Genomic DNA, 14730 nt, shown 5'->3' on the forward strand with positions numbered 1-14730 from the left:
CGACCGTGGTGATCGCGTCGCGCAACTGGTCCGCTGTCGGGGCCGAGACGATTCGGTCGTCGTCGTCACGATAGAGGCGGCATGACAATCCGTACGCCTGCTGACCCGGCAAGGCGAATGGGTCGACGCCATCGACCACTGGAAGGCCTTCCCCGCATAGCCGCGGGCTTGCCGGGTGGCGAGCATGAGCGTGCTGACGCCGGAGTTCATGCGGATGAGTGTCGGGCCTGTTCCAGGTTCGACTGGTGGGGGCCGGAGAGCCAGTCTTGAGCTAGGCGGGCGTCGAGTGGGTCCTCTCCTCGTCGCAGTGCGTCGATGTAGGTGTGGTCGGCGGCGAGGCGGGCCGCTACCTGGGGGCCCTCGGCAACGGCGCCGTGGCCGGGGACCAGGACATCGGCGTACCGGGCGGCCTCATCGAGCCGGTCGAGTGCTGTCTCGTAGGCGGTCACCTGATCGGGGCGGCGGGGGTCGAGGAGCGGGATCAGGACGTCCGAGAGCATATCGCCGGCGAGTAGGACGCCACGGTCGGCGAGGAGGACTGCAGCGTGGCCGATGGCGTGTGCCTGATGCTCGACGATCTCGCCTGGCATGGGTCCTCCCCGGTCTGCGGGCAGCGGGGTGAGGAGTCCGATCAGCTCGAGAGGGATGTCCGATGCGCTCTCCGCCGCCATCGTCTGCGCCCGCTCTCGGGCTTCGCTGGCAGCGTTGGCGCCGTCGGCGGTGGCATAGCGCGGCACGTCGCCGTACCGGGAATGCCAGAGCAGATGATCCCAGTGGGGATGGGTGGAGAACCCGGCGATCACCGGAATGCCGAGCCGGTCCACGTCATCGGCGAGCTGGTTCAGATCGGAACCGTCGATGCCGGGATCGACCAGGATCAACCCAGCCTCGCCGCGGACCACGATGGCGTTGCTCCAGACCCACTCGCTCTGCCGGACCCAGACGCCGTCGGCCACCTGATTCAGCATCTGTTCACCTTGCCAGGTGTCTCCGTCCGGCGCGAGCCGCGACCGACGGTACGACGGTCAGCGCGCTCGTGATCGTCACGCCCTACGGGTCCGCCCATCACCCCGACGGAGGACAGGCTCTCGAACTCAGTCGAGGCAGAACTCGTGGCCCTCGATGTCCTGCATCGTGATGCAGGACTCGTTGATGCCATCGGCACGTTGTACCAGCACGAGTGTCGCGCCGAGTGCGAGCAGTCGTGTGCACTCGGCTTCGAGTGTTGCGAGGCGCTCGTCACCCACGAGTCCGATACCGGCCCGTACGTCGAGATGCACCCGGTTCTTGACGACCTTGCCTTCGGGAACGCGCTGGAAGAACAGTCGCGGGCCCACGCCTGAGGGATCAACGCACGCGAACGCTGAGCCCTGGTGCTCAGGCGGCAATGAGCTATCGAAATCGTCCCAAGTGGCAAAACCCTCCGGTGGCGGCGGTACGACGTACCCCAGCACCTCGCACCAGAAGCGAGCGACGCGCTCAGGATCCGCGCAGTCGAAGGTGACTTGGAACTGCTTGACCGATGCCATCGGTCCACCATAGTGGCGCCGAGTTTCCACCGCGCCGCAATTATTGGCTCGTGGGCGCGGAGGTGATTACGAGGCCGCCTCGAGCCGCGGGCCGGTGCGCCAGGCGGCGGCCAGGTCTTGTATCGGCAGGTTGAGCACCTCGCTGAGGGAGGCGATCGTGCCGAAGGCGGGGGTCGGCAGGCGGCCGGTCTCGATCTTGCGCAGCGTCTCCGGTGACATGCCGGCCGCGTGTGCCACCTCGGCGAGATCGCGGTCTGCTCGTGCTTCGCGCAGGAGCCTGCCGAGACGCTTGCCGGCCTCGATCTGTTCGGGCGTGAGCGGATTGCGGACCATGGGAGCAAGCGTACGGTTGGTATTTTAATACCGCAAGCGTTAGGTTGGTATTAATATACCGGCGTACGACAGTGAGGGTATCCGTGATCGAGTTGAAGTCGCCCGCAGAGATCGGGCGGATGCGCACCACCGGGCAGTTCATCGCCCAGATCCTGACCGAGCTCGGTGAGCTTGCCGACGTGGGCGTCAATCTCCTCGACCTGGAACACCACGTCCGCGGCCGGATCAGCCAACGCGGCGCGCAATCCTGCTATTGGGACTACGCCCCGTCCTTCGGCAACGGCCCGTTCCGCAACGTCGTCTGCCTGTCAGTCAACGACGCGGTGCTCCACGGAATGCCCCACGATTACGCACTGCGCGACGGGGACATTCTCAGTATGGACCTCGCGGTCGGCATCGACGGCTGGGTCGCGGACTCCGCCCGCACCGTCATCGTGGGCACGCCAGCCGATGAGGATCTGCAACTCGTCCGCGCGACCGAAGAAGCGCTTGCCGTCGGCATCGAAGCCGCGAGGCCGGGCAACCGGCTGGGCGACATCTCGGCGGCGATCGAGGCGGTCGCGACCGAGAACGGCTACCCGGTCAACACGGAGTTCGGCGGCCACGGGCTCGGGCGGACGATGCACGAAGATCCCCACGTCTCCAACAAGGGCCGCGCCGGCCGCGGCCTCAAGCTCCGAGCGGGTATGACCCTGGCACTCGAGCCCTGGTTCGCCCGTACCACCGACCAGATCGTCTATGACCCCGATGGCTGGACCATCCGCTCGGCCGACGGCTCGCGTACCGCTCACTCCGAGCACACGATCGCCATCACCGAAGACGGCCCCGAGGTGCTCACCCAACGCCTGCCACTCCACGCAGACCCTGCCTGAGAGAACTCGTTCGGCCTCTTGACCCACCCGTGCTGTCTGCCACGCACTTCGAGTGCGGGAAGGGTACAGCGCTCGTATGTCATCATCTGGCGCATCATGCGTGACTGGGATTGGTTTCTTGAGCAGGCTCCGTGGTTTCTTCAGGCCGGAGATGTTGAGTTGGTTGGGGAAGAGCGGTCGTGGAGTCGGGCGGCGGTTGATGGGCTGCCTGGGCTTACGGCTTTGCTTGGTTCCGCAACTGTCACGGCTGTTTCGATCTCGGGTGTTGACTACGAACTGCTTGCGTGGGGTCCGCCGGGTGGTCGGCGAGGGTGGCTTGGTTTCCCGCCGCTGGGTGGGGACGCCGGGCAGGTTCACCCCGTTCATAGGGGCTTCTGGAATGTTTGCGGAGGGATTGTCGAGCGCTTTGGGGAGCCCGAGAGCTGGTGGATGAACCAGGACGAGGTTCTTACCGCAGCCGTTTCGCGGGCTTCTGTTGCTGAGGTTCTTGCCGACTACTCGTGGCTTTGGGAAGACGAGCGACTGACGATTCCTATCCAGCCCGAGGAGTACTACGCCGTGGCGGTCGAGGCCAACGGGAACCTCACTCTCGCTCATCGGACCAGCGGCCGGGTACTGCTGTTCGCTCCTGATTACGCATTCACGGGGGTCACGCCCCTGAATGGATGTCCGCCGTACTCGCTACTCACCTTTGACCACGAGCCCGACCTGGCGGCATGGATCGAAAGCTGCGCCAATCGCTGGCGATCCGCGTGAAGCAAGCTGTCGGCACTGGCCGCGATCCAGTTTGTCAGTAGCAGGCGGAGCGGCGCCCGGTCGTACAGACAAACCCGCCGGGTCTTACGAATCGAGGCGTGGCAGGAGTTGCTTGTGGTAGGTCGCGAGGTCTCGGACTTCGACGGTGAGCTGGGTGTTCAGGGCGCCTGTGGGGTTGAGGTGGTTGCGGAGGATTTCGAGAGTCAGGTCGCCTAGGCGGGCTTTGGTTGCGGGGGCGCGGCCGGGGAGGATCGCGAGATCGACGTGGATCATCGCCTCGTGGGCGTCGCCGGTGCCGATGGCCGCTTCGGTGATCGGATGGAAACGGGTCTTGAAGCCTGGCAGGGCGCTACCGATCAGCTCGGCTGCGGCGGGGTGAAGGCGCAGGGCGAATCCGCGTCGGTCGAACGCGTCGGTCAGGGTCTCCGAGTACTCAACGGTGATCTGAGGCATGTCACTTATTGTCGGGCCGTGCAGGTTGACGCCTATATCGACCTTCTGGAGAAGGCTCTCTGGTGAAGTCTTTGCGGTGAAGGCGTTGCAGGGCGTTGTAATTGGTGTGCGGGGGTAGGGGGTGAGGTCGTACGTTGGCGGTATCGGGGCGTGGGGCTAGGAGGTAGTGGTGCTTGGGTTGAGGGTGCGGGATTTGGTTGAAGGGGATCTGGCTGTTTGTGGGTTTGCTGGTACTGCGTTCCATCTGGTGCAGGTTGGCAAGGAGCTTGGGCGGGTGGGGCGTGGGGAGGTTGACTACCTTGCCGTTTGTGGGGAGGACGGGCTGCCTGTTGGTATCGGTGGGGTTGACTACGTGCCTCATCCGGGTGCCGGGTCGTTGTGGCAGTTGTCTGTGCGGCCGGAGTTGCAGTCGCGGGGGATCGGGACCGTGCTGATCGGGGCCGCTGAGCAGCGGATCCTTGCGAGGGGGCTGGACCGGGCCGAGATCGGGGTCGAGGTGAGTAATCCTCGGGCCTTGGCGTTGTACGAGCGGTTGGGGTATGTCGCGTATGACGAGCGGCTCGAGGCCTGGGATCAGCAGGAGTCTGATGGATCGGTTGCTCGGTACGAGACGGTGTGCATCCAGCTGAGCAAGCGACTGCGCTAGGGGCGCGGTAGTACGTAGCGGAGCATTCGGCCTGATTCGCTGTACTCCGTTGGGTCGGCTACGGCGTCGAAACGCAGGCCGGCGCGTTCGGCGGTGGCTCGGGAGGCGAGGTTGAGCTCGTCGATGATGGCGATCGCGCGGTTGACCGGCCAGTTCTCAAAGGCCCAGGCGGTGACCAAGGAGATCGACTCAGCGGCCGCGCCCCGGCGTCGACTCGCGGGGAACACGACGTACGACAGGTAGGCGCTGCCCTGGCCGCGGTCCTCGATGTCGATCCCGCCTCCCAGGATGCCGTCGAGCCAGATTCCCCAATGGCGCTTGGATCCTGCCGTCGCCCATGCCTCGCGCACCGCGCTCACATGTCGCACAACGTTCTCCCGAGGCGCCGGCCCGGGCGCTTCGAACCAGCGCTGCTGCTCCTCGTCGTCACCGGCGAGCCAGCTGTCGACGTCGGCCGGCCTGAGGACCTTCAGCGTCACCCGAGAACCGACCAGAACGGGCCACGTCACCCGAGGAAGCCTTTCAAAACAGCCGTGAACGCAGCGGCGTCGTCCAGCCAGGGGAAGTGGCCTGCGGACGGATGCTGGGTGAAGGTGGCATTCCCCCACAGGGCCGCGTATTCGGCGATCGTGGTGGGCGGCGCGCCCAGGTCGTACTCGCCGGCGGTCAGAAGGACCGGCGCCGGGAAGGTCGCAAGCGCAGCGCGGGTGGAGTGCGGCGTATAGGCGCCCCCAGAGCCGTAGAGCGCGGCGGCTTCGTCGTTGCGTTGGGGGCCGTCGGCGGCCTGGTGCGCCTTCGCGGCGTCGTCCCAGCGGCCGTAGGAGAAGGGCGCAAGAGCATCCCAGTTCGCCGCGCTGTGATCGCCCGCGGTGATCGCCTCCAGCGCCCCGTACGCCGAAGCGAACCACGGCTCGCCAGCCCGAAGCCGAGCCTGCGAAAGCCGAGTCTCGCCCGTGATCGTGAGCCCGGCGGCGTACACGCTCGGTGTGATCAACGCGAGCTTGCCGACTCGCGACGGGTAGCGAATCGCGTAGAGCACGGCCAGGTTCGCCCCGGCTGAGTGCGCGACCAGATCCAGCTGCTCTAGCCCGAGCGCCTCCCGCAGTGCCTCGACGTCGTCCACCTGCCGATCACAGCGGTACGTCGTACTGTCCTCCGGTACTGCGGATTCGCCCGTACCCCGGAGATCCAGCATCACCAGCTCCCGGTACGCCGACAGCCCACCTAACTCGCCGAGGTACTCGGACGCCTGCATAGGCCCGCCTGGCAAGCACACGACGGGCGACCCGGATCCGTACACGTGGTAGGCCAGCTTGGTCCCGTCGGATGCAGCGAAGGTTGGCATGCCACGACCCTCTCAACACCGCTTGCGCCAGGCAACAGGATTACGGGTGTCCCGTAGCTGTGGCGAGAGGACCCTTAGAAGTGGCTTTTGAGGTACTTCGTGACGGCGTCGACGGTGGGGTGGGCGGCGAAGAGGTGGACGTCCGCGCGGCCGATCCTCGAGTGGGTTCCCGCGCCGGCGTTTGCCGGGGACGTCGGCGATGGCTTCGGCGTGGTGGCAGAGCGTCAGGGTGTCGAGTGGCGCGCCCAGCAGCAGGACTTGGCCGTCGGCCTCGGTCAGTTGGCCGAGCGGGCCGGCCTCGCCCCACGGGTCGATGTCGTCGGGAGCTGACAGCAGGCGGGAGGCCGCGGGACCGACGGCGGTGAAGCTGACTACGCCCGCCTCGCGCAGCCCCTGAGCGATCTTGCTCCGGGTCATGGGCGAGAAGGTTGTTTCTTGCAACAAACTCCGCGCTGGGGAAGTACATGCCCGTCATCTGATCACGGGCCCGTGGTGGTCGTCATCGGCAATAGCAGCAGGGCACCGGGGCGACGAATCCAAGGAAGCCCAGGTGCCCTGCGTGATTCCCACGATGCTCCTATCCGGCGCACAACGCAAAACTCGCCTTCGGTGAGGCGGGGTGGAACATCCTGGGGTCTGATCGGGTTGGGTGGCAGAGTGGGGTTCAGGTACGTGACGAGTTGGGAGCACAGGTGAGCATTCGGGTCGGGTACAAGGCGTCTGCCGAGCAGTTCGGGCCGCGGGATCTGGTGGAGTACGCGGTGCGGGCCGAGGAGTTGGGGCTCGACAGTGTGACGGTGTCGGACCACTTCCTGCCGTGGCGGCATGAGGGTGGGCATGCGCCGTTCGCGCTCGCCTGGATGGCGGCCGTCGGGGAGCGGACCGAGCGGGTGCAGATCGGTACTTCGGTGCTGACGCCGACCTTCCGGTACAACCCGGCCGTGATCGCACAGGCATTCGCCACGATGGGGCTGCTCTACCCCGACCGGATCATGCTCGGCGTCGGTACCGGTGAGGCGCTGAACGAGATCGCCGTCTCGGGGCGTGAGTGGCCGGAGTTCAAGGAGCGGTTCGCGCGGCTGCGGGAGGCGGTCGAGGTGATCCGCAACCTGTGGACGCAGGAGGGCGTCAGCTCGGACGGACCGTTCTACAAGCTTGTCGACGCGTCGATCTACGACCGCCCGGAGACCCCGGTCAAGGTGTACGTCGCGGCCGGCGGCCCAGTGGTCGCGCGGTACGCCGGGCGCACCGCCGACGGGTTCATCGCGACCTCGGGCAAGGGCATGGACCTCTACACCGAGAAGCTGATCCCGGCCGTCAAGGAAGGCGCCGAGAAGGCCGAGCGGTCCTTCGACGACATCGACCGGATGCTCGAGGTGAAGATCTCGTACGACCGCGACCCGGCGCAAGCGCTGGAGAACACCCGGTTCTGGGCGCCGCTGTCGCTGACGCCGGAGCAGAAGCACAGCGTGCAGAGCGCGACCGAGATGGAGCGGCTGGCCGACGAGCTGCCGATCGAGCAGGTCGCCCAGCGCTGGATCGTCGCCTCCGACCCCGAAGAAGCGATCGCCCAGCTGCAGCCGTACCTCGACGCGGGCTTCAACCACCTGGTGATGCACGGTCCGGGCCACGACCAGGAACGCTTCCTGACCCAGTTCACCTCGGACGTACTACCTTTGCTGCGCAAACTGGGCTGACTATCCGTACACGCTGGCGTAGCTACGCGGCACCGGCCGACTCCTGACCGAGGTGGAAAAGGCTGATCAGCTGGGGATGCCCTTCGGCCACCACGGGGGGATGTTGCCCGGGCAGGTGCCGGGCAGCGTTTCGGGGGTGCCGGCCCAGGAGAACAGAGCCAGGTCGGCGATGGCGATGGCGATCAGGGCGGCCAGCAGCGGCATCATCCACTTGCCACCCTTGCCGCGGCGCATGAAGCGGAAGGTCAGGTTGAAGAGCCCGATGTTGACCACGAACGAGACCGGGATGCCGACGAAGAACAGGGTCGGGCCGTTGCCGACGCCGTTCAGGACGACGTGGCAGACGTCCCAGGCGCGCCGGGTCATCACGATCAGCCCGAAGGCGGCGGCCCCGCCGATCACCACCGACAGGAACGTCTCGCTCTTACTGCTTTTCGCCATGCCGTCACCGTAGAGGATTCAGGTGCTGATGGTGACCGGGCGCTGGGGGTGTTTGAGCGGGTCGGAGGCTAGCCGGGCGTGCCGTTCCACGTCGTAGCGGGCGCCGTCGTAGGCGAGGCGCTGGCGCTCCAGGCCTTCGAAGAGGAAGCCCGCGCTGGCGGCCACTCCGCAGGAGACCGGGTTGTTGGTGCGGTGGCCGAGCTCCAGCCGGTAGAGACCGGCGTCGTGGTGGGCCCAGTCGACGAGCGCGCGGACGGCGTCCCGGGCGACCCCTTGCCCGCGGACGTCGGCGATGGTCCAGTACCACGTCCAGCCGACCTGGTGGCGGTCGATGTTGGTCACCGCTACGCAGCCGATCGGGTGGTCGTCCGCATCCGCAACGGCGTACACGTGCCCGTTGTCGAGGTCCGCCACCCGGCCGATCCAGTCGACCGCGCTCGCGGTGTCCCGGATGCCGCCCTGGTTGGCCATGTCGGGCTCCCGATGGGCGTCGGTCAACCGCAACGCATCAGCCACGCGCCATCGCCGCAGATCAAGCCTCGCCACGTCATAGCCCATCCACCGAGGCTACCGCCGCCCTCCACACCGCAAACGCGACGTCGGCGCGTACTGACAACCCTCTGACGAGCGACGGCCTCACCATAGGGTTCGGATGTCGGCTACGTCACCGGCCAGATCATCGAAGTCAATGGCGGCCAGCTGATGCCGTAAGCACAATGGGGCCCATGGACGACACCGAGCTGGTTCAGCTGGACCGCTCCGGCTGGCTCGACTGGGACTTCTTCGGAGGCGGTGACGGCGGCGAGATCATGGTCTTCCTGCTGGTGCTGCTCCTCGTCCCGGTGACCTTTGTGGTGAACCTCTTCACCCATTTCGTGATCTTCCGCGGCGGCTGGACGATCTGGGTGTCGGCCGGGGGCGTGTCTTGGAAAACGCGCTACCCCTCGAAGAAGGCTGCGCAGGCCGACCTCGATCACCAGCGCGCGCTGGCAGCCGCAGTACCGCCGCTGAAGCCGGTCCGGCTGCCGACTCGGGGTGGGTCGCTCCGGCGGCCCCGGTGATCAGCAGATGGATCGGCAGAGGGATCAGCGGAGGGAGTGCCGTCGGGTTACTTCCGACTCCCGGCGGTCTGGGCGGAAGAGGGTGTTGTGGTCGAAGGTGACTCCGGTTGAGCGGTAGCCGAGCTCGTCCAGTACTGCGTGCAGCTGGCGTCTGAGGTCGGGGCGCTTGTCTTCGACCAGTACTGCGCGCGGCTGCAGCCGGACGAGCGTCCTGGTCGCGCCACCCAGCGCCGCGGCCTCGGAGCCCTCCACGTCGAGCTTGACGATGTCCACCCGGTCCAGCGACTGCTCCCGAGCCCAGTCGTCCAGGCGGATCACCGGTACGTCCTGGACGACCTCGCCGTCGGCGTTCAACGACCGCACGCCCGAGTCGGCCGGGTCATAGCGCGTATCCGCGTGCAACGCCGCCTGATGCTTTCGCTCGCCGAGCGCTGCCGGCACCAACGTGATGAGGTCCGCCAGGTTGTTGCACTCCGCCGCGGCGCGCAATTTGTCGAGCGAGTCGGCCGCGGGCTCGAAGGCGATGACCCGCCCGCCACCGAGCTCCCGCAGTTGCCTGGCAGCACCGAGACTGTGCAGCCCGATGTTCGCCCCGATGTCCAGTACTACGTCGCCAGGCTTCAGCTCGGCGCGCAGGAATCGGGTGACGGCCGGCTCGTACCGCCCTGCGTAGTACAGGACCGCCTGCAGGTTGTCCCGCAGGTCGAGTCGCCAGTGCAGCCCCTGCCGTCGTACTGCGATGTCGGTCGTCGCCCACTCCGGCGAGATCTTGACCAGGCGCGGGTTCTGGTCGGCGAGGCGTGGCGAGATCCGGTGCGCGACACGCTTGGTTCCCGCTTCGGTCAGCCCCTCGGCGGACCCGACGACCCGCGCTAACCGGCGCGCGGCATCGACGCTGATCGACCGCCCGACGGCGCGGGGAATCTCCCACGCCGCCCGGCGGACGGCTCCATCGCGATACTCCATTCCCCATCGTTACCCGTTTCCGGGCAGGATCACTCGCTTGAGTACGTAAGGATCAGTGAAAGATCGTTATTTCGACCGTTTCAGCTCGACAGTCGCCGGAAACGTACGGCCGACAGTGGCAGGAAGATCGCGGTGAGTAGCAGCGGTCCGATCAGCGCCGCCCCGAGCGCGTGCTCGCCGATCCACGATGCCGCCGACGGGTCCGGGTTGCCGAACAGCGACCTGGCCGCGGTCGCCGTCGCCGACAACGGGTTCCACTGGGCGATCGTGCCGAGCCAGCCGGGCATCGTCGAGGTGGCGACGAACGCGCTGGACAGGAACCCGATCGGCCAGACGACGATCTGGACGGCGACGATGCTCTGCGCGTTCTTCACCGTGAGCCCGATGAAGATCCCCAGCCAGAGCAGCGCGAACCGCAGCAGCAGGAGCAGCCCGAACGCGGCCAGCGCTTGGAGTGCGCCCTCATGCCACCGCCAGCCGAGCGCGAGGCCGGCCCCGGCCAGTACGAGCAGGGTGACGGCAGAGTCGAGCAGATCCGCGATGCACCGGCCCAGAACGACCGCCGACGAGCTCATCGGCAGCGAGCGGAACCGGTCGGTGACCCCCTTGGCCACGTCGGTGGTGACGGCGGTCATCGTCGCTTCCAGCCCGAACAGCATCGACAGCGCGAAGATGCCCGGCACCAGCAGGTCGTAGTACGAGTCTCCGGACGGCGTCTCCATCGCGCCGCCGAGCAGGGCGCCGAACATCAGCATCATCAGCACCGGGAAGAGCCAGCCGAAGATCACCGGCCCGGGCTGCATCCGCCAATGCAGCAAGGCGCGGCGCGCGATCGTCCAGCCGTCGGCGAGGGCCCAGCCGAATGCGGTCATACCGATGCCTCCTTTCCGGTCAGGTGCAGGAACACTTCGTCCAGAGTGGGTCTGCGCAAGGTGATGTCGGCCGGCTCGATCTTTGCCTCCTGCAACAAAGTGGCGACCTCGATGAGGGCTCGGGTGCGGTCCTTGACCGGGATGCTCACCTTCAGTTCGTCGGTGTGGATCTCGCCATCGGCCAGCCTGCCGACCAGCTGCAGGACGCGCGGTACGTCGGTTGTTGCCGTCAGCACCAGATCCAGCCAGTCCGCGCCCAGTTGGGACTTCAGGTCGTCAGGCGTGCCCTCGGCAACGACTTTGCCTGCCTTGAGCATCGAGATCCGGTCGGCGAGTTGATCGGCTTCGTCCAGGTACTGCGTGGTCAGGAGCACCGTCGTTCCCTGTTTGACGAGTTCTCGTACGGCGGCCCAGACCTCGGCCCGGCCGCCCGGGTCGAGGCCGGTGGTCGGCTCGTCGACGAACAGCACGCTGGGCGCGACGATGAGGCTCGCGGCCAGGTCGAGTCGCCGGCGCATGCCGCCGGAGTACTTCGAGGCCGGCAGCGCCGCCGACTCGGTCAGGCCGAACCGCTCGAGCAGTTCGTCGGCCCGGCTCACTGCCTTCGGGTGGCCGAGATGGTTGAGCCGGCCGAACATCACCAGGTTCTGCCGCCCGGTGAGGACCTCGTCGACGGCGGCGTACTGGCCGACCAGGCCGATCCTGCGCCTGACCTCCGCGCCGTCGCGACTGACGTCGTACCCGGCGATCCTCACCTCGCCGGAATCCATCCTGAGCAGGGTCGCCAGGATCCGTACCGCCGTGGTCTTGCCGGCGCCGTTCGGCCCCAGCAGGCCGGTCACCGTGCCGGCGCTCACTTCCAGGTCGAAACCGTTCAGCCCTGCCCCCTCGGTGCCTCCGGCGTAGTTCTTGCGCACTTCGAACGCCTCGATCACACGTTCCGTCGTCACTTCCCACCTCTCGCCCGGCGTAAGCCGTAGACTGTACCGTACATCGTACGGCTCGGGTACGATCAGGTCAACGACGACCGGCTGGAGTTTGTTCCCGTGCCTGGAAAGCCTGTGAGTGGAAAGAAGGCCGCGCCTGCCGATCCGGCGCGCAGTTTGGCCCTGCTCTGGGGCAGCCACAGCAAGCCGGGCCGCTCCGGGCTGACGGTGCGCGCAATCGTGGGGGCAGCCGTCGAGCTCGCCGACGCGACCGGGCTGGAGGCCGTCTCGATGCGGCTGATCGCCGAGCAGTTGAAGGTCGGCACGATGTCGCTCTACACGCACGTACCGGGCAAAGGCGAGCTGACCGACCTGATGTTCGACAGTGTGTACGGCGATCTGTACGCCGATGTGGACGAGCCCGCTCGTCAGCCTGGCGGGTGGCGCGGGGCGCTCGAGTTCATCGCCCGGCGGAACTGGGATGTGCTGACTCGCCATCCTTGGCTGCATGAGGTGCCGACCGGGCGGAATACGCTCGGGCCGAACATCACGCTGAAGTACGAGGCGGAGCTTCGGCCGCTGGACGGGATCGGCTTGACGGATGTCGAGATGGACTCGACGTTGACGCTGGTGCTCACCCATATTCTGGGCACTGCGCGGGCTGGCGCGGAGCAGGCGCGCACTCAGCAGGAGTCGGGGATGTCTGATGAGGAGTGGTGGCTGACCACGAGCCCGGTGCTCGAGCGCTATATGTCAGCCGTAGCCGACCGCTTCCCGCTAGCCGGCCGCGTCGGTACGTCGGCAGGCCAGGAACACCAAGCCATCATGGACCCGGCCCACGCCTTGACCTTCGGCCTCACCAGAATCCTCGACGGCACGGCCCTCCTAGTGGCCGACCGGACGTAGTTTCGAGCTGGGTGGAACAAAACTTGCACCTGGCGACCAGAAGTTTCCGCACAACCGGGGCCGGCGGGGATCAGCTGTTGAGGAGATCCTCGAAGGACGTGGGGTTGGCGAACGGGTCCACGGTCGCGCGCTTCTCGTTGCCCATGGCATCTACCAGTTCCGCGGCTGCTCGCTCGATCCGGGTGTGGAGTTGGGTCGCGCCGGTTCCCCAGTCGGAGGAGGCCGCGTAGACGCCCGTCGGCATCACGATCGCCTTCAAGTACGAGAAGAGTGGGCGTAGAGCGAAGTCCAAGACCAGGGAGTGGCGTTCGGTACCGCCCGTGGCGGCGATCAGGACCGGCTTGCCGGCCAGCGCCTGGTCGTTCAGGACGTCGAAGAACATTTTGAAGAGGCCGCTGTAGGAGGCGCTGAACGTCGGGGTCACCGCGATCAGGCCGTCAGCCGCGACGACCGTCTCCAGCACCTTGCCGAGTTCCTGTGACGGAAAGCCGGTCAGCAGGTTGTTGGTGAGGTCGTGGGCGAGGTCTCGCAGTTCGATGATCTCGAGCTTGTACGTCGTGCCGCGGCCGTCCAGCTGGTCTCGGACGGCGGCGGACAACCGGTCGGCGAGCAGGCGGGTCGACGACGGCGTCGTCAGGCCCGCGCTCACCACGGCGATCGTGCGTTCGGTCATCGCGAGTTCCCGTCCAGCCCGACGACCTCCGGGCTCACCGTCTCCAGCTCATGCGCCCGCTCGGCCGCGGCCTTCAGCGACGCGTGCGTCGGCGCCGAAGGGACATGCGCCGGCCGCAACGAGTCGAACTCCTTGCGTAGTACCGGAACGACCTCCTCGCCGAGGATGTCCAGCTGCTCCAGCACGGTCTTCAGTGGCAGGCCGGCGTGGTCCATCAGGAACAATTGTCGCTGGTAGTCGCCGAAGTGCTCGCGGAACGTCAGGGTCCGCTCGATCACTTCCTGCGGGCTGCCCACGGTCAGCGGCGTCTCCCGGGTGAAGTCCTCCAGCGACGGCCCGTGCCCGTAGACCGGGGCGTTGTCGAAGTACGGCCGGAACTCCTTCACGGCGTCCTGCGAGTTCTTCCGCATGAACACCTGGCCACCGAGGCCGACGATCGCCTGGTCGGCGGCGCCGTGGCCGTAGTGCTCGAAGCGGCGACGGTACAGGTCGATCATCTGCTGGGTGTGTGAGATCGGCCAGAAGATGTTGTTGTGGAAGAACCCATCGCCGTAGTACGCCGCCTGCTCGGCGATCTCGGGGCTGCGGATCGAGCCGTGCCAGACGAACGGCGGTACGCCGTCCAGGGGGCGCGGCGTCGAGGTGAAGCCCTGGAGCGGCGTCCGGAACTTGCCCTCCCAGTCGACCACGTCCTCGCGCCACAACCGGCGCAGCAGCGCGTAGTTCTCGACGGCCAGCGCGATCCCGTTGCGGATGTCCTGGCCGAACCACGGGTAGACCGGGCCGGTGTTGCCGCGGCCCATCATCAGGTCGACCCGGCCGTCGGCCAGGTGCTGCAACATCGCGAAGTCCTCGGCGATCTTCACCGGGTCGTTCGTGGTGATCAGCGTTGTCGAGGTCGACAGGATCAGCTTCGACGTCTGCGCGGCGATGAAGCCCAGCATCGTGGTCGGTGAGGACGGCACGAACGGCGGGTTGTGGTGCTCGCCGGTCGCGAAGACGTCGAGACCGACCTCTTCGGCCTTCAGTGCGATGGTGACCATCGCCTTGATCCGCTCGGCCTCGCTCAGCGTCCGGCCGGTGACCGGATCCTGGGTGACGTCGCCGACGGAGAACACACCGAACTGCATCTGGGCTCCTTGGTCTCGCTTACTGACTATTAAACTTTAAACTATCCATCCCTCCGAACACCAGCGACCGTCGGCGCATTCCATCATCGCCCGGAGGGCTCAACGGATAGGGCTTTCCGAGGTC

19 protein-coding genes and 1 pseudogene are annotated in these 14730 nt (G+C 66.9%); 6 read left to right on the forward strand and 14 right to left on the reverse strand.

Translation table 11 applies throughout. The features are described 5' to 3' along the window. Window positions 1-206: 206 nt before the first annotated feature. The 3 genes from G3I17_RS27315 to G3I17_RS27325 form a co-directional block, all read right to left on the reverse strand. Window positions 207-968, reverse strand: coding sequence for an MBL fold metallo-hydrolase (locus tag G3I17_RS27315; RefSeq protein WP_164600474.1), 762 nt, complete (start codon window positions 966-968; stop codon window positions 207-209). Window positions 969-1094: 126 nt separating this feature from the next. Then, window positions 1095-1529: a VOC family protein gene (locus tag G3I17_RS27320; RefSeq protein WP_164600475.1), complete on the reverse strand. Its 435-nt coding sequence runs from the start codon at window positions 1527-1529 to the stop codon at window positions 1095-1097. A 66-nt stretch (window positions 1530-1595) separates the two neighbouring features. Beyond that, window positions 1596-1862 (reverse strand): helix-turn-helix transcriptional regulator, encoded by a 267-nt coding sequence (locus tag G3I17_RS27325; RefSeq protein ID WP_164600476.1) that lies wholly within the window; start codon window positions 1860-1862, stop codon window positions 1596-1598. Window positions 1863-1945: 83 nt separating this feature from the next. On the opposite strand from G3I17_RS27325, the gene map reads away from it, so the two are divergent. Then, the gene (gene map / locus G3I17_RS27330; RefSeq protein ID WP_164600477.1) at window positions 1946-2734 is read left to right on the forward strand and encodes a type I methionyl aminopeptidase; all 789 of its coding nucleotides are present in this window, start codon (window positions 1946-1948) and stop codon (window positions 2732-2734) included. Window positions 2735-3163: 429 nt separating this feature from the next. Beyond that, window positions 3164-3490, forward strand: coding sequence for a hypothetical protein (locus tag G3I17_RS40045; RefSeq protein ID WP_203590829.1), 327 nt, complete (start codon window positions 3164-3166; stop codon window positions 3488-3490). An 84-nt stretch (window positions 3491-3574) separates the two neighbouring features. Here G3I17_RS40045 and G3I17_RS27340 read toward each other — a convergent pair whose 3' ends face one another. Then, window positions 3575-3943, reverse strand: coding sequence for an isomerase (locus tag G3I17_RS27340; protein ID WP_164600479.1), 369 nt, complete (start codon window positions 3941-3943; stop codon window positions 3575-3577). A gap of 274 nt (window positions 3944-4217) precedes the next feature. Here G3I17_RS27340 and G3I17_RS27345 point away from each other — a divergent pair, with 274 nt between their 5' ends. Beyond that, window positions 4218-4589 (forward strand): GNAT family N-acetyltransferase, encoded by a 372-nt coding sequence (locus G3I17_RS27345; RefSeq protein ID WP_343238433.1) that lies wholly within the window; start codon window positions 4218-4220, stop codon window positions 4587-4589. Here the strand turns inward: G3I17_RS27345 and G3I17_RS27350 are convergent. The 3 genes and pseudogenes from G3I17_RS27350 to G3I17_RS41115 form a co-directional block, all read right to left on the reverse strand. After that, a complete protein-coding gene (locus G3I17_RS27350) occupies window positions 4586-5098 on the reverse strand; it encodes a GNAT family protein (RefSeq protein WP_164600481.1) in 513 nt (170 codons plus the stop codon). The genes G3I17_RS27345 and G3I17_RS27350 overlap by 4 nt on opposite strands. Continuing rightward, window positions 5095-5934 carry an alpha/beta hydrolase gene (locus tag G3I17_RS27355; RefSeq protein ID WP_164600482.1) on the reverse strand — a complete coding sequence of 280 codons (840 nt, stop codon included), beginning with the start codon at window positions 5932-5934 and terminating at the stop codon, window positions 5095-5097. Before G3I17_RS27355 ends, G3I17_RS27350 begins: the two co-directional genes overlap by 4 nt. A 177-nt stretch (window positions 5935-6111) precedes the next feature. Then, a pseudogene (locus G3I17_RS41115) lies at window positions 6112-6303 on the reverse strand (AAC(3) family N-acetyltransferase); the annotation flags it as partial. Between the two features lie 323 nt (window positions 6304-6626). Between G3I17_RS41115 and fgd the strand changes: the two are divergent. Continuing rightward, window positions 6627-7631, forward strand: coding sequence for a glucose-6-phosphate dehydrogenase (coenzyme-F420) (gene fgd, locus G3I17_RS27365; RefSeq protein WP_164600484.1), 1005 nt, complete (start codon window positions 6627-6629; stop codon window positions 7629-7631). 66 nt (window positions 7632-7697) lie between these two features. On the opposite strand, the gene G3I17_RS27370 is transcribed toward fgd, so the two are convergent. Both G3I17_RS27370 and G3I17_RS27375 read right to left on the reverse strand, forming a co-directional pair. After that, window positions 7698-8072, reverse strand: coding sequence for a hypothetical protein (locus G3I17_RS27370; protein WP_164600485.1), 375 nt, complete (start codon window positions 8070-8072; stop codon window positions 7698-7700). Between the two features lie 18 nt (window positions 8073-8090). Continuing rightward, complete coding sequence (locus G3I17_RS27375) at window positions 8091-8630, reverse strand: GNAT family protein (RefSeq protein ID WP_164600486.1); 540 nt, start codon at window positions 8628-8630, stop codon at window positions 8091-8093. Window positions 8631-8797: 167 nt separating this feature from the next. On the opposite strand from G3I17_RS27375, the gene G3I17_RS27380 reads away from it, so the two are divergent. Then, entirely contained in the window at window positions 8798-9133 is a 336-nt protein-coding gene (locus G3I17_RS27380) for a hypothetical protein (protein WP_164600487.1), read from the forward strand. Between the two features lie 24 nt (window positions 9134-9157). Here the strand turns inward: G3I17_RS27380 and G3I17_RS27385 are convergent, their stop codons facing one another. From G3I17_RS27385 to G3I17_RS27395, 3 genes are all read right to left on the reverse strand, one after another. Next, entirely contained in the window at window positions 9158-10099 is a 942-nt protein-coding gene (locus G3I17_RS27385) for an FkbM family methyltransferase (protein WP_164600488.1), read from the reverse strand. 80 nt (window positions 10100-10179) lie between these two features. Next, the gene (locus tag G3I17_RS27390) at window positions 10180-10971 is read right to left on the reverse strand and encodes an ABC transporter permease (RefSeq protein WP_164600489.1); all 792 of its coding nucleotides are present in this window, start codon (window positions 10969-10971) and stop codon (window positions 10180-10182) included. Then, window positions 10968-11906 carry an ATP-binding cassette domain-containing protein gene (locus G3I17_RS27395; protein ID WP_164600639.1) on the reverse strand — a complete coding sequence of 313 codons (939 nt, stop codon included), beginning with the start codon at window positions 11904-11906 and terminating at the stop codon, window positions 10968-10970. Before G3I17_RS27395 ends, G3I17_RS27390 begins: the two co-directional genes overlap by 4 nt. 126 nt (window positions 11907-12032) lie before the next feature. Between G3I17_RS27395 and G3I17_RS27400 the strand changes: the two genes are divergently transcribed. Continuing rightward, a complete protein-coding gene (locus G3I17_RS27400) occupies window positions 12033-12803 on the forward strand; it encodes a TetR/AcrR family transcriptional regulator (RefSeq protein ID WP_164600490.1) in 771 nt (256 codons plus the stop codon). Window positions 12804-12873: 70 nt separating this feature from the next. Here the strand turns inward: G3I17_RS27400 and G3I17_RS27405 are convergent, their stop codons facing one another. Together G3I17_RS27405 and G3I17_RS27410 are read right to left on the reverse strand one after the other, a co-directional pair. After that, on the reverse strand, window positions 12874-13476 hold the full coding sequence (locus G3I17_RS27405) for an FMN reductase (RefSeq protein ID WP_164600491.1): 603 nt from the start codon (window positions 13474-13476) through the stop codon (window positions 12874-12876). After that, window positions 13473-14606, reverse strand: a complete 1134-nt coding sequence (locus G3I17_RS27410) for an LLM class flavin-dependent oxidoreductase (RefSeq protein ID WP_164600492.1) — start codon at window positions 14604-14606, stop codon at window positions 13473-13475. Before G3I17_RS27410 ends, G3I17_RS27405 begins: the two co-directional genes overlap by 4 nt. Window positions 14607-14730 lie beyond the last annotated feature (124 nt).

This window comes from Streptomyces sp. SID13031, assembly GCF_010548305.1.
Lineage (GTDB): Bacteria > Actinomycetota > Actinomycetes > Propionibacteriales > Kribbellaceae > Kribbella.